Raw genomic sequence first — 16885 nt, 5'->3', positions numbered from 1 at the left:
GGCTCTTTTATAAGTAAAAACTCAAATTCGAGCTACTTTTCAATATAATCCCACTCGCTCCGTCTTAAATCGTAAACGAGTTCAGCCACTACTTCATTATAAACCAGTTCTTCTGGAGAATCCTCAAGTTCCGATAAATCTTCATCAAATTCAATCCCGACTGGAACCCGAAGTTGTGTACGTGATTTTTCTGCGTGCGCAAACGAAATGCAAGCTCCCTCTTTAAAATATTTCATCATTTTCTTTAACAAGTCACTCGGCGGTAACACAACGCTTTTTCGTCTATTGGGCATCAAAAAGCTTTTCTCATGAATGATTTCTTCCGTTTTTCGCGTGATGGCTTGACTTAAAACTACGTAAAAATGATTCATATTTCGATAATAAACCTTATTATATCTTCCATCTTTTTTGGTTAAATACACAAAATTGTTTTGTAGTTTATAGTAAAACGGTGATCGTAAATGTCTTCCTGTATGTGCCAAATATAGCAACTCTGCTACTTCTTGCGGCGATAATTGATTGACAAGTTCAATGTCTTCAAAATCAACCCAGCAAAAATTATTAAATTTAATAAGTGGCGCTTGTTTTAACTGCTTCAAATCATTTGATTCTAGGTAGTGAAAAGCAGTGTGCGCATTGTATGAAGTATCTTTAAAGTGATGCTTAATGAGCAAAATATTTTCAGGTGGCGCAGGAATACCCTGCATAAAATCACAAAAAGTAATGCCACTTGTTACGACATTATTAATGACATTATCCATATGAATGTAAATTGACTTTTGATTTGAAAGTTCTTTTTTCATCAACTCTGCCTCATTCTTCTCACAATTTTCGCTTTACCTCTCTATAGCTTATCATACACTATTTTGATGGCTTTTGTATAACAATAAAATCAAAACTAAATTACTTTCTGATGACAGTAAAAAAAAGAGCCTTGGAAGGAATCTTCCAAGGCCATGAAAAAAACTTATTATCGCAAACTGAACTCGACTTTCACAAATGGTGTTACTTGTATCGTTTGCCACAATTCTTTACGGGATTTTGTTTTTTCAACGCTAATTCCTTTCGATTTGAGATTTTGAACAACCTTATCCATCTTTTTCGGTTCTTTTTTCATCTTCTCAATCACTCCGTTTCCAGAAAATGGTTTCATTCATTTTTTTAAGCGTTTTCTTTCTCTATGTCTACTCTAACACAAAAAAGGCGATAAAAATAGCTTTTTTTACAATTTTATTCATTATAAAAAAACCTGCCATTTCAGGAATTTCCCGAAAAAAGCAGGTTTCAAACCTATAAAACTTTATCTAAGAAACTTTTTGTTCGTTCATGAGTGGGATGATCAAAAATGGCTTCTGGTGAACCTTCTTCAACAATATAACCCCCGTCCATGAAAATAACGCGATTACCTACTTCACGGGCAAAACCCATTTCATGTGTCACAACGATCATAGTCATGCCATCTCTTGCGAGTTCCTTCATAACGTTTAAAACTTCCCCGACCATTTCTGGATCAAGTGCAGAAGTAGGTTCATCAAACAGCATAATATCCGGATCCATCGCAAGCGCACGCGCAATCGCTACCCGTTGCTTTTGACCACCGGAAAGTTCGCTTGGATAGCTCGCGGCTTTTTCACTCAAGCCCACTCGCTCAAGAAGTTTCTTTCCAAGTTCATTTGCCTCTATCTTGGAACGCTTTTTCAATTCAACAGGTGCAAACGTAATATTCTCAAGCACCGTTTTATGCGGAAAAAGATTAAAATGTTGAAAGACCATTCCGATATTTTCCCGCACCTTGTTAATATCTGTTCCTTTATCTGTTAAATGGTAATCATCTACGATAACTTCGCCCGCAGTGATTTCTTCAAGCTGATTCAAACAGCGCAGAAAAGTACTTTTCCCTGAACCAGAAGGACCGATTAAGCAGACAACTTCGCCTTCTTCCACTTCAACATTGATATCTTTTAAAACTTCGTTTGTTCCAAAGTTTTTCTTGAGGTTCGTTACTTTTAGTTTTGTCATTTGCCGAGTCTCCTTTCAAGCACATTTGAAAGTTTCGTAAGCGCAGTGATCACAACAAGATACATGATTGCAACAACTAGCCAAATACCCGATGTTTCGAAGGTACGCGCGATGATGATTTTCCCAGATTGCGTAAGTTCAACGATTCCGATAATGCTCATAATCGAAGTATCTTTCAGTGTAATGACAAACTGGTTAATGAAAGAAGGTACCATGACACGAATGGCTTGTGGTAAGATGATTTTCATCATCGATTTGCCATACGGAACCCCAAGCGAGCGCGCCGCTTCCATTTGTCCTTTGTCAATCGCAAGAATCCCTCCGCGGATGATTTCCGTAATGTACGCTCCCGCATTTAAACTTAATGTAATAACCGCAGCAATGTTTGGATCCATTCGGAAATTAAACGCTTGCGGAATTCCAAAGTAAATGAAGAATGCTAAAACAATTAGCGGAATGCCGCGAAAAACATCTACATAAACTGTTGCAATTCCACGTAAAAGTTTACTACGACTCACTTTAAGGAAACCGAAAACAAGACCAAGAAGAGCCGCAAACACGAGTGAAATCACGGTTAATTGAATCGTATTCCAAAGTCCCTTCAAAAGTGCAGGGAAACTACTGACAAGCGTGTCCCAGAACGTATCTGGTTCAGCATCCGAACCAATATATTTATCTAAGATTTTTTGATATTCACCACTATTTTTAATATTAACGAGCCCTTTATTAAAAGCTTCGAGTAATTCTTTATTTTGACCTTTTTGAACTGCAAAGCCGTACTGACCACCACGCTCCATATCTGTCACAATTTTAAGACCGTTCCCTTGCTTCACACCGTAAGCCATAACAGGATAGTCATCGAAGCAAGCAATAGAATTTCCGCCTTTTACATCTTCATACATGCTGGCAGAGTCATCAAATGGAACAAGCGTGTAACCATACTTATCTTTATTTTTATCTGCGAAGGCATAACCTTCTGTTCCTGTTTTTACAGCAACTTTTTTACCTTTCAAATCCTTATAAGATTTAACGGTATCGTTATCCTTTTTAATAGCCATGACGACGCCAGAATCAAAATATGGGTCCGAGAAATCAAATTTATTTTTGCGTTCATCTGTGATGCTCATTCCTGCAATCACGCCATCTACTTGACCACCTTCAAGCGCCTGAACAGCTGCATTGAAGCCCATTGGTTTCATCGTATATGTAAAGCCCTGGTCTTTTGAGATCGCCTTTACAATATCCATGTCAATGCCGATTAGATCGCCTTTGCTGTTTTGAAACTCAAACGGCGCAAACGTCTCGTCTGTTGCAATTTCATAATGCTCAGCATTTGCTTTCACTGGAAGTCCAAAGCTTCCAAGCAGAACAGTAGCAAGCATAAGTAGTGGTAGTAAAAATTTCAATCGCTTCACTGTTTTCTCCCCTGTCTATCTAAAAAATTGCCGTCTGCACATGCATGCAAAACTTCACTTTAAAATTTTACCATAAGGGAAGATTATTGACCATAATTATTTATGATAAGTTTTATAACATACAAAAAAACAGCTGCCGAAGCAACTGCAAGAAGGCATTTTCCAAGTTGAGCTTATCGCCTGCACTTGGCTACCGCGGATTGATAGACTTATTTTGGATTTGTTCCTTCTCTGTTTGAACATGAAGCAGACGCTTGCTAACCAAGGCCTGTTCCGCCGTTAGTTGTCCAAAAAAAGTATTTAAATATTTCTCTATTTGTTCTGTCGAATCAGTTTGTTGATTTTTATAAATCTCATCAATTCGGCTTGCTAAAATTTGGGTGCGTGGTGCCTCGAAAGTTTCTCCAAACAGAATAGATGTTGAACTAAACTCACTATCCGAAAGCATTTCTTGCAACGAACTAAATTGATCGAATTCCCAGTTCAATGTATTCAGTTCCTCTTTTAATTTTTTCTCTTCTTTTCCAAGTTCCATAAGTTGTTTCTCCAAGTTTTGATCTTGGTTGTTCATCTCAAATTCCTCCATGCATTATATTCTTATCTTTCTATTTATTATTCTACCACTAAATAACTGTAAAAAATGTTACAATCCAGTGAATATTTCTGAAGATTTCACAAAATAAACACATGGAAAACCGTTTTCAAACGCAAACTGACTAAACAGATTTAAATTTTATTTTCTCTAAGCTAGTAAAACCTCATCTAGTCCCAGAGCCAATATCAACCTCTCCTAAAGAGATCCAAGGTGAAATCAGTCCTTTACAAAAATGGTTCAAAATAACGAGATCACTATGGGAGCAACATTAGGGGTAAACTTTCTATTACTTGATTTTCATTTAAAAATGAATCTATTAATTCTAAGGGCAGTTTTGCTAAGTCTCATTGCAATTGATCTATTTATTCATAAAAACGCTCCAATATTTCTCACTGATTGATGTTCTTAGCAAAAAAGAAGTAAACATTCTGTTTTTAGGAATGTTTACTTCTTATCTCGTTACCTAACAAAGCTCTTTTTTACTCACTTATTTTGCGATTCGATTGCTGATTAGTTTTACAACTTCCATCAAGAGAACTGCCCCGACAGCAAGAGATGTGGCAATTCCCCACTCCGTAAGACCAAAGCTTGCTGGGATCGAGAATACTTCTCGAACACCTGGTAAAACCGTAATGATGTATAAGACAAAGCAAAGTCCAACAGCGCCGAGCACGTATTTATTTTGGAAGAAGCCGGCACCAAATGCCGTTTGCGTATTCGAACGAGCCGCAAAGGTTTGCAAGGTTCTCGCGAGAATCAGTGTTGTGAAAGCCATCGCTACACTAATTTCTGGACTGATAGTCAGACCGATAAATTGCGAGATAATAACAGCAACACCAATTAAAATGCCGCGTGAAAGAACTGCACGCATGGTTCCGCCAGCGAAAATCCCTTCGTTCATATCTCTTGGTTTGCGCTTCATGACATCAGGCTCTGCTTTTTCCATTCCAAGGGCAATAGCCGGTAAGGAATCGTTTACGAGGTTAATAAAGAGTAGTTGCAATGCAGTAAAAGGGTTCACCCAGTTCATCACAAGGGCAAACAAAATGGCAATAATCGCCCCTAGGTTTCCTGCAAAAAGGTAACCAATGGCTTTTTTGATATTATCGAAAACGGTTCGTCCAACTTCGACAGCGCTGATGATAGAGACGAAATTATCGTCGGTTAAAATCATGGCAGAAGCGTCTTTAGCTACATCCGTTCCGCTTCCCATCGCAATTCCAATATCTGCTTGTTTGAGTGCTGGTGCGTCATTTACGCCATCTCCTGTCATTGCGGTTACTTTTTCTTTTTTCTGCCAAGCGCGTACGATACGAATTTTATTTTCTGGTGAGACACGTGCATAAACTGTAATATGGTCGAGTTTTTCTTCGAGCTCCTTTTCACTCATTCGGTCCAGTTCCTGCCCTGTTACTGCAAAATCTCCTTCTTCTACGAGTCCAATATTACGTCCAATAGCTTCGGCCGTTGTTTTATGATCGCCTGTAATTATAACAGTGTGGATACCCGCTTTTTTGGCTTCTTCAATAGAAGCGTAAACCGCATCGCGCGGCGGGTCAATCATGGCAGTAAGTCCAACTAAAACTAGGTCCTCTTCATCATCATGCGAAAGAGTAGTTTTATCCGCTGGCATTCGTTTATACCCATAAGCAAGAACACGCAGAGCTTCTTTTGAAAAATTTTCATTGGTTTCTTCTAGCTCTGCCAAACGTTCAGCCGTCAGCGGGACCTCCTCTCCATTCAGATAAAGGAACTTCGCCCGGCTAAACATGACATCTGGCCCACCTTTTGTGAGCATGACGTTCTCGCCGCCAAAAAGATGCATCGTAGACATTAATTTACGGTCTGAATCAAAAGGGAGTTCTGCGATGCGTGGATACGTTTTCCGAAGCGCACTCGGATCTTGATTACTCGCGCTACTAAAAGCAAGGAGCGCTGTTTCAGTTGGATCCCCCAGTTCCTTCCCATCTTCTCCGATGGATGAATCGTTACAAAGGACAGCAATGTTCATCAAACGGCGCTCTGCTTCTTCCCAAGTTTTTGGATCGTCTGGAAAGCTCTCTTTTGTACCACTTGGTAAATAATAATCGACGACAGTCATTTTATTTTGTGTAAGCGTTCCTGTTTTATCAGTACAAATCACACTTGTTGATCCTAATGTTTCAACGGCAGGGAGTTTACGGATGATTGCATGGCGTTTGGCCATTTTATTGGTCCCTACGGAAAGAACGATTGTAACTATCGATGACAAAGCTTCAGGAATCGCTGCTACAGCTACAGCAACTGCGAACATGAAGGCATTTAAAATGGCCTGTGTTGTATCTGTTTCTGTGCTCGTTCCGAAAAAGATTCGTCCCGCTTCGACTGCAAAGATGAGAATACAAAGTGCGAGAATGGCGATCCCTAGTTTCTTGCTAAAGCTTTCGAGTTTTTGTTGTAATGGGGTTTGCTTCGCTTCAGCGGTTTCTAGTAAGCCAGCGATTTTCCCAATCTCTGAATTCCCAGCGGTCGCTGTAACGACAAAGGTGCCACGACCATATGCAACGAGTGAGCTGCTGAAAACCATATTCACCCGGTCGCCAAGCGCGGCATCTTCTGGGATGGGTTCAATCGACTTTTGAACAGTTTCTGATTCACCAGTTAACATCCCTTCGTCGACTTTTAACGAGCTACTTTCGGTCAAGCGTCCGTCCGCCGGCACATAATCTCCTGCATCCAGCAAAACAATATCCCCCGGCACTACTTCGCGAGCATGAATCGTCTCTTTTTCTCCATCGCGCAAAACTTTTGCTTCAGGAGCTGACATTTCTCGCAACGCATCAAGCGAACTTTCCGCTTTTTTCGTTTGGACAACACTGATTATTGCGTTCACGATTAAAACTATAAAAATGATGAGCGATTCAATGACTTCACCGAGCGCTAGCTGTACAAGCGCTGCAATTACGAGTACGATGACCATTGGATCTTTGAAGGTTTCTAGGAATAACTTCCATACCGGCACTTTTTTGTTTTGCTTTAATTCGTTATAACCATATTTTTCAAGGCGTTCTCTCGCTTCTGTGTGAGTTAGCCCCTTTTCACTTGTGTTTGTTTGCTTCAAAACCTCTGACGACGACTGCTTATAATATTCCAAAAAAACAGACAGCTCCTTCCCTAGCTCGTTCCTCTTTATCAAAAGTATATCAAATTTATGTGTGTAAAAACTAACATAGTTCACAAGTTTTACAAAATCTTAACAATCCTTTCCCCCATTTTTTGCAAAATAAAACCGCTCTTTTTCAAGAACGGTGAAGTGGATTTTTTTCTTTTTCAGCTATAATTTTCGGCACTTCGCGGTTCGAAATAAAGGTGATGAGTGAACCGAGCAAAAGTACTAGAATGCCGATAGCCGTTTCTAGTGGAATGGCTTCGCCGAGAATAAAAAGCGCAAGAATCGGTGCGAGTGCAGGTTTGATGAAAAACACAAGCGAAGCAAGTGATAAACTGGTCTCCTCCATCGCAAGAAAATAGCACGAAAAGCCAATGCCCGTAACACCAACACCTAAATATAGCAACATCGGTAAACTTGTTAAAGAAACGCCTGAGAAAAACGGAATTTCACTGAAAAGGGCAAGCCCGTGAGTCGCAAGAAACGTCGCGAAAGGTGTAATATGACTGATGAGCATTAATAGCAAAAGTTCTACTCCACCAATTAGAAAGGAAAAACAAGTTGTTTCAATTCCGCCATAACGCCATTTCTTTGTTCCATAGCGGCTAATTACGCTATAAATAGCAAAGAAAATCGCTGCAAGAATAGAAAGCGTGATGCCAACTGGATCTGTTAACGAAAACGGGTTAATGATAATCAACATGCCTGCTAAACTAATGGCAAGTGACAAAGCAACAAGTTTCGTCATTTTTTCTTTTAAGAAAATCGCCGCAAAAAGCAACACAAAAACGGGATTTAAACTAAATAAAATAGCAACCGTAGCCGCTTTTGTATAACCAATCGCTAATTGGAAAAATGTCATGCTAATCACGATGCAGAAAAAGCCAGTTAATGCAAAAAAGCCCAGTTCCTGCCAGCCGAAATTTCGCTTTTCTTTGTGCCATCTGTTCACGGCTAGTGGAAGCAAAATTAAGCCCCCGATGAAAAAACGCAAAAAGTTAAGTTCGATTGGATGAAAGGTGCTACCTGAAAGTTTGATGGCAATTTCCATTGTGCTAAATAAAAAAGTGGCTAAAATAATGTAAAGATAACCTTTTTTCATAAAATTCGATGCCTCTTTATTTCAAAGTCTATTCTTTTATTGTATACTCGATTTAACTTGCAAACAAATCATTAATCAGAACAAATTCATGCATTTTTCGCATAGGTGGTGTTTAAAGATGGATTTCAATCAATTGCATTATTTCATTGTCACAGCTGAATGTGAGCATTTGACGCTTGCTTCTGAAAAACTTGCTTTATCTCAATCTGCACTCAGTCGAGCTATCCAAAATCTCGAAAAGGAGCTAGGTTTTCCGCTTTTTGATCGTGATGGGCGTGGAATTCAGCTCAATCAATTCGGTAAACGATTTTATCAAGATGCTTTAAAACTAACCGAGACACTAGCCAGTTCAAAAAAGGAAATCCAAACATTACTCGATCCTGATTCAGGCATAATTACACTTGGCTTTACGCATACACTTGGTTTTTCCTTCGTTCCCCAGTGCTTAAAGGCCTTTCGAAATTCATATCCTAAAAATCAATTTCATTTTCACGAATCGCGAACTGATGAACTATTAGAGCAGGTTCAAAGTGGAGAACTTGATATCGGGCTAGCAGTAACAAAACCACAGGACCCTACTTTCTCAAGTTTTCCAGTAGCAACCGAAAACATGGTTGTTCTATTTTCAAAGGACTATACGCAAAAAAAGACTTTTAAGTTAGCTGATTTAGCGAATGCAACTTTTTTTCATTTTAACCGCGGAACCCCAACGAGAGAACTTATCGACCAGTTTTTACTACAAAATGGACTTGTTCTTTCATCTTCTATTGATGGATTAGAGATCGCAAGTATTCTTGGACTCGTTGAAGCGAATCTTGGTATTGCGATTGTTCCAGAATCAGTCGCAAGCTCTCTTGTAAATGTTTACACTTATCCACTCCCACTTGAACGAACGGTATATGCCATCTACAAAAATCAAAGCTTCTTAACGGATGCTTCTAAACGATTTTTAACTTTCTTGCAAAATATAAAATAAATCAGGTGCGTCCTTCTGAGGACACACCTGATTTATTGTTTAATTTAATTTATTTTTAAATTGTAAGCTTGCTCCTGCAATAAATAGGAGTCCTAGTATTAAAGTAAAGGTATTTGTTTTATCTCCAGTGCTCGGCAACTTATTCTGCTCACCTGGTTTAGGATCTTTATTATTTGATCCCCCGCCTGTATTTCCTCCAGCAGTTCCTTTATCTTTGTCCTTGTCTTTACCATTATCTCCATCAGTTCCTTCATCGGGATCTGTTTGCTTAACATTTTCTTTCATTACTTCAACAACTTCCTTTTGCCCACTTTGAATAGTGAATGGAAGTGCTGTCTCATCGAGTTCAAAGCCTGCCGGTGCTTTCGTTTCAATAAACGCATAGTCACCTGGAGCTAAATCAGTTAATGTGATCTCCCCATTTTCATCTGTCACTAGTGCTGTTTCAAGTTCCTCACCTGTAGATGTCTTAATTAATTTAAACTCTGCGTCTGCCAGTTTCTTATCATGGTCCTCACTGTCCACTTTCGTCAGTTTAACAGCACCTACATCTTTTTGATTTTTAACGTTTAATTGAAGCGTCTCTTTTTGTCCTTTTTCAATTGTAAATTCAATCGGAGACTTATCTAGTAAATAGCCTGCCGGAGCTTTTGTTTCAACAAAAGTATATTTTCCTGGCTTCAACTGATCTACAGTGATTTCTCCTTCTGCATTTGTCGTTAATTTTTCTTGCAGGACTTGACCTTTTTCATCAAGCAGACTAAATTCTGCTCCTTCTAACCGCTTACTATCATCTGCTTGATCTGTTTTAATTAGAGTTACGCTACCTGGTTGTAACTGGTTATCAATCGTAACAACAATCGGTTCTTTTTCATCACCAGTAACTGTAAATTCATGTTTTTGATCACTCACTTGATAACCATCTGGAGCAGCTGTTTCAACAATTTGATAGTTTCCAATCTCCATTGGGATACTCATCAGCTCGCCATTTTCATCTGTCTTCCCTGTAAAGACTACATTCCCTTCATCATCGAGAATATCAAAAGTCGCACCTGAAAGGCGTTCTCCAGTCTCTTCATCTACTTTAATAATTTGTACCCGTCCATCATAAACCACTGTTGTTGCAGAGTTTGTGTTTAAATCAGAACCATTGATGTGTAAAATCCCCACATTTGTAAATTGATCTCCGACTTGCAGAGACTCATCAATCTCGACTAAAAATGAAACTTTTTGTGGCGTATCTTTTGAAATTTCCTTTTTAGTCACAAGCGTCAATAGCTTGCCATCTTCAGAAACCGTATAATCGAAATAGTCCTGATCAATATTTGTTATTTTATCAATTTTCATCTTATCTGGAAGCGGGTCCGTAATTGTGATTCCTACAGGGATACTAGCTCCAGATTTCACACCAAAATCCAAAGTATATTCTAAATGATGTTCACCGATATTAATCTTAGGCTTATTAACACTTTTCTTAAGCGAGAAACTGCTGTCTGAGGTTAATAATGGCTTAACTGGAAATTCTTTCGTCACATCGTAGCCATCCGCCGTCAAATTACCCACGTTCATTTGTGTACCCATATCTAGATTTTGAGCTTCTAGTGCATACTCGACAAGATACGATTCATCACTTGCGATATCTCCAAAGTCAACACGCATCGTTTTCGATTGTGAATCATAAGAAATTTTATCTGTAAATTGATCGGTTACATAAGTAAAGCCGGTTGGTAAATGATTATCATCAAAACCGTTTACCTTTAAAATCCGAATGTTATCTACAACCATTGTGTCGCCACCAGCACCTGCAAATGTGTTCGGATAAGTCAATTCCGTATCAGCAGGAATTGTATCTGTGACTACAACATTTTTTAAATCCAACTCTGAATAATTCACGGCTAGTACAAATCGGTTTTTAGCCGGCTCATTCACATCAAGCAAACCAACATCTCTAGAATCATCTATCGAATATTGATACCATTTATAAAAAATAGCATTTGGAGATCCACCGCTCCCTATCACTTTTACATCCTGGCTATCGCTCGTTCCAGCATATTCAACCTTAAATGTTTCCGTACTATCTTCTTGGAAAAGAGGCGATGAATAATTGATCGTAATGTTGGTATTAATAGCTTCATTTTCATCTACTTCATTTGGATCTAACTTGACAATGATTTGATAGTCCCCATTCTCATCTTGAACCGTTCTATCATATACGAACGGACTAGGAACCAGTACGTTATCTGGCTTAAGTTCACCTGAAGATGCAACTGTTTTTTTCGGAATCGTAATGACGGCTTCACCATTTGATTCAGCAAAATCTCCTGCACTTCCTTTGATATTAACGTTTACTGCTACATTGTTTCTGCCCTCTATTGGGTTTGGGTTTACATTAATACTACTACTAATTTCTCTTGAATCTCCCGACATATCGGCATGAACTTGTGACAACCCCACTGGTACAAGTAAAACCAAAATTAAGATTAAAATCCCAAATTTTTTCATAAAAACACTCCATTCATCTGCATATTCGTATTTAATTTTAAAAATTGACCTCATCGTTTTCTAAAACGCCATTTTTTCCAATCAAAACGTTTTAAATTTGACAAAGCAAACCTTGGTAAAAAGTATTTTTTTACTTAAAAACTATAACACAGCAGCAGATTAGAGCACGCCATTTTTTTGGATTTGTGATCTCTTTTTTTGACAAAACTATGATTACAAACAATTAAACGATTAATTATTTATGAAAGAATTGGATTAAATGAATAAAAAAGACAGAATTAACAGAAATATTTTTTCTGTTTGCGAAGTTTATTTTAAAATTCTCGTATCTAAATCTTTCATTTGAAGTCCATAAAAAAGCGTAACGCTCTTAAAAACTCGTTACGCTTTTCTAATTATTTAACTAGTATCTGATTCCCTAATCTCCATTCACTTTTTCTAAACTAAATTCAGCTTTCTGTTTCTTCTTCAGATTCCTCTACAAATTACTCTCTTGTAATTTTAAAATGAAGTTCCCAAAACAAACAGGGAGAACTTATTTGATAAAGTTTATAAAAAACGCCGCAAAATAGTTTTTAATGGTGGCATTTTAGCTAAGCGGTGTTCCTCAAGCAGTTCTCCGGTTTCAAAAGAGAGATAGCCTTTTGCTTCATCCCAAACAATTTTCCCAGGAAGAGGGGCTGCATCTGGATCAACATGTACATCAATTAAAACAGGAACTTGTTCGTCTTTTGCCGTTGCGAGTGCCGTTTCAAGTTCTGCCCGTGTTTCTACATGGTAACCACTGCCTCCACATGCTTTCGCAAAAGCCGCATAATCAATATTCGGTAAATCGATGGCATAATTTAATTCACCTGCTGACTGTTGTTCATACTTAATAAATGAAAGTTCCTGATTGTTAAGTAGGACAACAACCATTGGCATCTTATAGTGAACAGCGGTGACAAAATCTTGCATCACCATCGAAAAACCACCATCTCCTGTTATAGCAATGGTTTGTCTTTCTGGAAAAGCTCGTTTAGCAGCAATCGCCCCTGGAAGTGCGCATCCCATTGTACCGAGCCACGCTGAGGTTAGAAATTCATTTTGCTGTCCCAAATGTAGATAACGCGTACTCCAAACCGTTGATGTTCCAACATCAATCGAGAAGATTGTATCAGGCTCAGCAATTTTGCGAATTTCTGCCATGACTGCTTCTGGAGCAAGCGGCTCTTCTGTTTTTGCTTCATCTTCTGCCATCCATTTGTTCCAGTTTTCCATATTGTGCTGAACCGCTTTTAAAAATGGTCGTTCCGATACCGTGTTTCTCGCTTCATTTTCGTTCCATTTCGTGAGTACTTCTTTCATATCCCCAACAATTTCAACTGTAGCTGGGTAACGTTTGCTCATAATACTTGGGTTAATATCTACTTGGATACATGAAATGGAATGTTTGGGTAAATAATCGACATAGGGATAATCGTTTCCAAGCATGAGTAACAAATCAGCTTCCTGCATCGCCTCGTATGCTGGCTTTGTTCCAATCTTACCAATGTTCCCTAAATAATTGGGATGTTCATCAGAAATCACACCACGCCCGCGTAACGTCACGATTACAGGGATATCAAAGGCTTCGGAAAAGCGCTCTAACTCTTCCTTTGCACCAAGTGTCCCAGCTCCTGCAAGAATAACAGGTTTTTTTGACTGCTCAATTAGCTTTTTAGCCTGCATAATTTTTGCTTCATCAATTTGTGGGCGAACTGGTTGATACTCTCGCTTTTTAAGCGGTTTTTCTTTAACTTGTTCCGCCAAAATATCATTTGGAATCGTAAGGACTGCTACGCCTTTTTCTCGGTAAGCCGTTTCAATAGCTTGATCCACCACTTCTGCAATATTATCTGCTGATTCAATTAATTTATTATATACAGCAACATCTTCAAATAAAGTTGGTAAATCCACTTCTTGGAAAAATTTCGTATTTGCAACATCCGTTACCACTTGTCCTGCGAGCACAAGCATTGGTACTCGGTCCATCTTCGCATCATACATCCCATTTAGTAAATGAATCGCGCCTGGTCCTCCGATTGCTAGTGCTACACCAATTTTACCTGTTAATTTTGTATAAGCAGAAGCGGCAAGTGTTGCCACTTCTTCATGCCGAACATGGATAAAATCAATCGCTTCTTTTTCCTTTCGAAGTGCCTCGACAACCGTGTCAATTGAATCCCCAGGGAGACCATAGACATGATCCACGTCCCAATTTTTAAGTACCTTTACTAATACATCACTGCCTCTAGTTTTCATTTTAACTGTCCTTTCTCGTTATCAAAATTCTGCTACTCTTAATCAGTTTCCATAAATGGTCTATTCCAAACCTAAAAAATAAAAAAAATCCATTTTAGATAAACTTTTTTATAGATCGTCCTAATTATACGATATCAAAGGATAGACAAGTATCCTCCCTTTACATTAATCAAAATGGCTGAAAATGTTTCGTTCCAATATAAACCTATTTTGTTATCCTCTCTTTTCGCGCTTGACGGAACAAAGCATTGCCAATTAGACTAAAGTTAGGCACATTACTAAGGAGGATTTCCATTGAAGTTACTGAATAAACTCACACGAATTGTTCCACTGCTTCTCCAGTTCATTTTAAATATCGGATTAATTTTAGTCGGCTTGACACTAGTTGCCTTTTTGATTCGCGAAGCATTTATGATCTTTAATAACCTGTTTATTGCTGATACCGTTACTTCTTTTTATGACATGACTGAAGAAATTTTGATTTTCTTTCTTTACTTTGAATTTATTGCCTTGATTATCAAATATTTTCAATCCGGTTATCATTTCCCCTTGCGTTACTTCATATACATCGGGATCACAGCGATCGTTCGCTTAATTATCGTCGATCATTCAGATGCGCTTGCTACGCTTATTCTTTCTGGCGCTATTTTACTTCTTGTGCTGGCTTTATACCTTGCAAATACCAAATTATTAAAACGCGAATAAATGATTTAAAGGAGCAAATGACTTTTAAGAAGTCTAAATCACGGCTCCTTTTTTGTGTAGACCAATTATTTTTTAAAAAGTTTAATTTCATTGATATAAATTGATTTGTAAGTTATAATAACCCCATTAATAAACAATACCAATTTTTATAAGGGGTTGACGAGGTTTGGATCAAAATGAATTTAAATATTTGCGTTTGCTCGCAAGGAATTATCCAACAATCGCTAAAACAGCGACTGAAATCACAAATTTAGAAGCCATTTTAAATCTTCCGAAAGGAACGGAACACTTTTTAAGTGACATTCATGGTGAATATAGTGCCTTTGAACAAGTTTTGCGAAATGGTTCAGGTGTCGTCAAACGCAAAATCCGTGACTGCTTTAGCGAGGAAATGAGCGACGACGAAATTAATACTTTGGCAACCTTGATTTACTATCCAGAACAAAAAATTGATTTACTGTTAAGGGACGTTCCAGATTCTTGCGCTTTTTATAAAGATACATTATTTCGGTTGGTGGAACTTTGCCAGTATGTTTCTTCCAAATATACGCGGTCTAAAGTGCGCAAAGCTATGCCTGAAGATTTTGCTTACATACTGGAAGAACTGTTACACGAAAACTACAACGAAGATGATAAAAAACTTTATTATGAAGAAATTCTAGAAAGTATTATTGAACTGGACCGAGCAAAAGAATTTATTGCGGCATTATCCAAATTGATTCAACGACTCGTTGTTGATCATTTGCATGTTGTCGGGGATGTTTATGATAGGGGCCCATACCCGGATAAAATTATGGATACCCTGATGAATTACCATTCACTTGATTTTCAGTGGGGTAATCATGATATGCTCTGGATGGGGGCTGCAGCTGGATCAGAAGTTTGTCTTGCAAATGTCGTTCGCATCTCGGCTCGCTATTTGAATTTAGATATTTTAGAGGATAGTTATGGAATCTCCCTTCGCCCACTTGCCCTATTTGCAGATTCAGTTTACGGAGATGATCCTTGCACGTTTTTCCAACCTAAAAACGAAGATGGTTTAGTCTATAGTAACGCCGAAATCACTCAAATTGCACGCATGCACAAAGCGATTTCTATCATTCAATTCAAGCTTGAAGGCCAAGTTATTGACCGTCATCCAGAATTTACCATGAAGGGACGCAAAGTACTCGACTTTATCGACTATGAACGTGGTGAAATCCGTTTAAAAGGGACTGTTTACCCTCTTCTTGACACGAATTTTCCAACTATCGATCCTAAAAACCCTTACGCACTTACAAAAGAGGAAGTTGAAATTATCCAGAAACTTGTCGCTTCATTCAAAAATTGTGAGCGATTGCAAAAACACATTTTATTTTTGTATTCGAAGGGAAGCATGTTTTTGACTTATAACGGCAATTTACTTTACCACGGCTGCATTCCACTTAATCCAGACGGAAGTTTCATGGAACTTGAACTCCATGGCAAAAAATATGCTGGAAAAGAATTATTCGTTCAATTTGAGCAAATTGCGCGAGAAGGATATTTTCGGAATGCTGGAACAAAGGAGAAGGAATATGCACTCGATGTCACTTGGTATTTGTGGACTGGTCCTGTCTCTTCATTATTTGGAAAAAGCGAAATGACAACCTTTGAACGTTATTTTGTGGCCGATAAAAAGACCCATCATGAAGAAAAAAATCCATATTATAACTTGCGTAACAACCCAGAAACTTGTGACATGATTTTAAAAGAATTCGGGCTAGATACTTGCGGACATATTATAAATGGACATACCCCAGTTAAAGAAGGAAAGGGCGAAAGTCCAATTAAAGCAAATGGGAAAATGCTCGTTATTGACGGAGGCTTCTCTCCTTCTTACCATAAAACGACTGGACTTGCAGGTTACACGCTACTTTTTAACAGCTATGGACTTCAATTAGCCAGCCATCAGCCATTTACATCAACTGAAGAAGCTATCAAAAACGAAACAGATATTTTATCTACGCGCCAAGTCATTGAAACGGAAATTGAACGAAAGCGTGTCCGAGATACGGATAATGGACAAGAACTTATCCGCCAAGCAGAAGAACTTAAACAACTGCTAAACGCTTATCGCAAAGGTTACCTAAATGAGTACAGATAAACACAAAATTGTCAT

At 38.4% G+C, this 16885-nt stretch carries 12 protein-coding genes; 3 read left to right on the top strand and 9 right to left on the bottom strand.

Going from position 1 to position 16885, the window contains the following annotated elements:
- Nucleotides 1-32: 32 nt before the first annotated feature.
- The 7 genes from HB912_RS00950 to HB912_RS00920 form a co-directional block, all read right to left on the bottom strand.
- On the bottom strand, nt 33-803 hold the full coding sequence (locus HB912_RS00950; RefSeq protein WP_185371811.1) for a hypothetical protein: 771 nt from the start codon (nt 801-803) through the stop codon (nt 33-35).
- Between the two features lie 167 nt (nt 804-970).
- Nucleotides 971-1117, bottom strand: coding sequence for an Lmo0850 family protein (locus HB912_RS00945; protein WP_185371810.1), 147 nt, complete (start codon nt 1115-1117; stop codon nt 971-973).
- 173 nt (nt 1118-1290) lie between these two features.
- The gene (locus HB912_RS00940) at nt 1291-2019 is read right to left on the bottom strand and encodes an amino acid ABC transporter ATP-binding protein (protein ID WP_185371809.1); all 729 of its coding nucleotides are present in this window, start codon (nt 2017-2019) and stop codon (nt 1291-1293) included.
- Nucleotides 2016-3401, bottom strand: a complete 1386-nt coding sequence (locus tag HB912_RS00935) for an amino acid ABC transporter substrate-binding protein/permease (protein WP_185372817.1) — start codon at nt 3399-3401, stop codon at nt 2016-2018. Before HB912_RS00935 ends, HB912_RS00940 begins: the two co-directional genes overlap by 4 nt.
- A 223-nt stretch (nt 3402-3624) precedes the next feature.
- Nucleotides 3625-4005, bottom strand: a complete 381-nt coding sequence (locus HB912_RS00930; RefSeq protein ID WP_185371808.1) for a hypothetical protein — start codon at nt 4003-4005, stop codon at nt 3625-3627.
- Nucleotides 4006-4516: 511 nt separating this feature from the next.
- Nucleotides 4517-7162, bottom strand: coding sequence for a cation-translocating P-type ATPase (locus HB912_RS00925; RefSeq protein ID WP_185371807.1), 2646 nt, complete (start codon nt 7160-7162; stop codon nt 4517-4519).
- A 145-nt stretch (nt 7163-7307) separates the two neighbouring features.
- Nucleotides 7308-8279 carry a DMT family transporter gene (locus HB912_RS00920; RefSeq protein WP_185371806.1) on the bottom strand — a complete coding sequence of 324 codons (972 nt, stop codon included), beginning with the start codon at nt 8277-8279 and terminating at the stop codon, nt 7308-7310.
- Nucleotides 8280-8397: 118 nt separating this feature from the next.
- Between HB912_RS00920 and HB912_RS00915 the strand changes: the two genes are divergently transcribed.
- Nucleotides 8398-9255, top strand: a complete 858-nt coding sequence (locus tag HB912_RS00915) for a LysR family transcriptional regulator (protein WP_185371805.1) — start codon at nt 8398-8400, stop codon at nt 9253-9255.
- A gap of 39 nt (nt 9256-9294) precedes the next feature.
- Here the strand turns inward: HB912_RS00915 and HB912_RS00910 are convergent, their stop codons facing one another.
- Both HB912_RS00910 and HB912_RS00905 read right to left on the bottom strand, forming a co-directional pair.
- Nucleotides 9295-11757, bottom strand: a complete 2463-nt coding sequence (locus HB912_RS00910) for a SpaA isopeptide-forming pilin-related protein (RefSeq protein WP_185371804.1) — start codon at nt 11755-11757, stop codon at nt 9295-9297.
- 549 nt (nt 11758-12306) lie between these two features.
- Nucleotides 12307-14040 carry a pyruvate oxidase gene (locus tag HB912_RS00905; protein ID WP_185371803.1) on the bottom strand — a complete coding sequence of 578 codons (1734 nt, stop codon included), beginning with the start codon at nt 14038-14040 and terminating at the stop codon, nt 12307-12309.
- Nucleotides 14041-14334: 294 nt separating this feature from the next.
- Here HB912_RS00905 and psiE point away from each other — a divergent pair, with 294 nt between their 5' ends.
- The gene (gene psiE / locus HB912_RS00900; RefSeq protein WP_185371802.1) at nt 14335-14745 is read left to right on the top strand and encodes a phosphate-starvation-inducible protein PsiE; all 411 of its coding nucleotides are present in this window, start codon (nt 14335-14337) and stop codon (nt 14743-14745) included.
- Nucleotides 14746-14911: 166 nt separating this feature from the next.
- Nucleotides 14912-16870, top strand: a complete 1959-nt coding sequence (locus tag HB912_RS00895; protein WP_185371801.1) for a fructose-1,6-bisphosphatase — start codon at nt 14912-14914, stop codon at nt 16868-16870.
- The last annotated feature ends 15 nt before the right edge of the window (nt 16871-16885 follow it).

Source organism: Listeria aquatica, from assembly GCF_014223975.1.
Classification (GTDB): domain Bacteria; phylum Bacillota; class Bacilli; order Lactobacillales; family Listeriaceae; genus Listeria; species Listeria aquatica.
The sequence above is the reverse complement of the archived record's forward strand: the minus strand, read 5'-3'. Positions and strand labels throughout refer to the sequence as shown.

Excerpts from the sequence above, each read along its gene's own strand:
- HB912_RS00950 (WP_185371811.1), bottom strand. The coding sequence starts at position 803 with ATGAAAAAAGAACTTTCAAATCAAAAGTCAATTTACATTCATATGGAT.
- HB912_RS00945 (WP_185371810.1), bottom strand. The coding sequence starts at position 1,117 with ATGAAAAAAGAACCGAAAAAGATGGATAAGGTTGTTCAAAATCTCAAA.
- HB912_RS00940 (WP_185371809.1), bottom strand. The coding sequence starts at position 2,019 with ATGACAAAACTAAAAGTAACGAACCTCAAGAAAAACTTTGGAACAAAC.
- HB912_RS00935 (WP_185372817.1), bottom strand. The coding sequence starts at position 3,401 with ATGCTTGCTACTGTTCTGCTTGGAAGCTTTGGACTTCCAGTGAAAGCA.
- HB912_RS00930 (WP_185371808.1), bottom strand. The coding sequence starts at position 4,005 with ATGAACAACCAAGATCAAAACTTGGAGAAACAACTTATGGAACTTGGA.
- HB912_RS00920 (WP_185371806.1), bottom strand. The coding sequence starts at position 8,279 with ATGAAAAAAGGTTATCTTTACATTATTTTAGCCACTTTTTTATTTAGC.
- HB912_RS00915 (WP_185371805.1), top strand. The coding sequence starts at position 8,398 with ATGGATTTCAATCAATTGCATTATTTCATTGTCACAGCTGAATGTGAG.
- HB912_RS00910 (WP_185371804.1), bottom strand. The coding sequence starts at position 11,757 with ATGAAAAAATTTGGGATTTTAATCTTAATTTTGGTTTTACTTGTACCA.
- HB912_RS00905 (WP_185371803.1), bottom strand. The coding sequence starts at position 14,040 with ATGAAAACTAGAGGCAGTGATGTATTAGTAAAGGTACTTAAAAATTGG.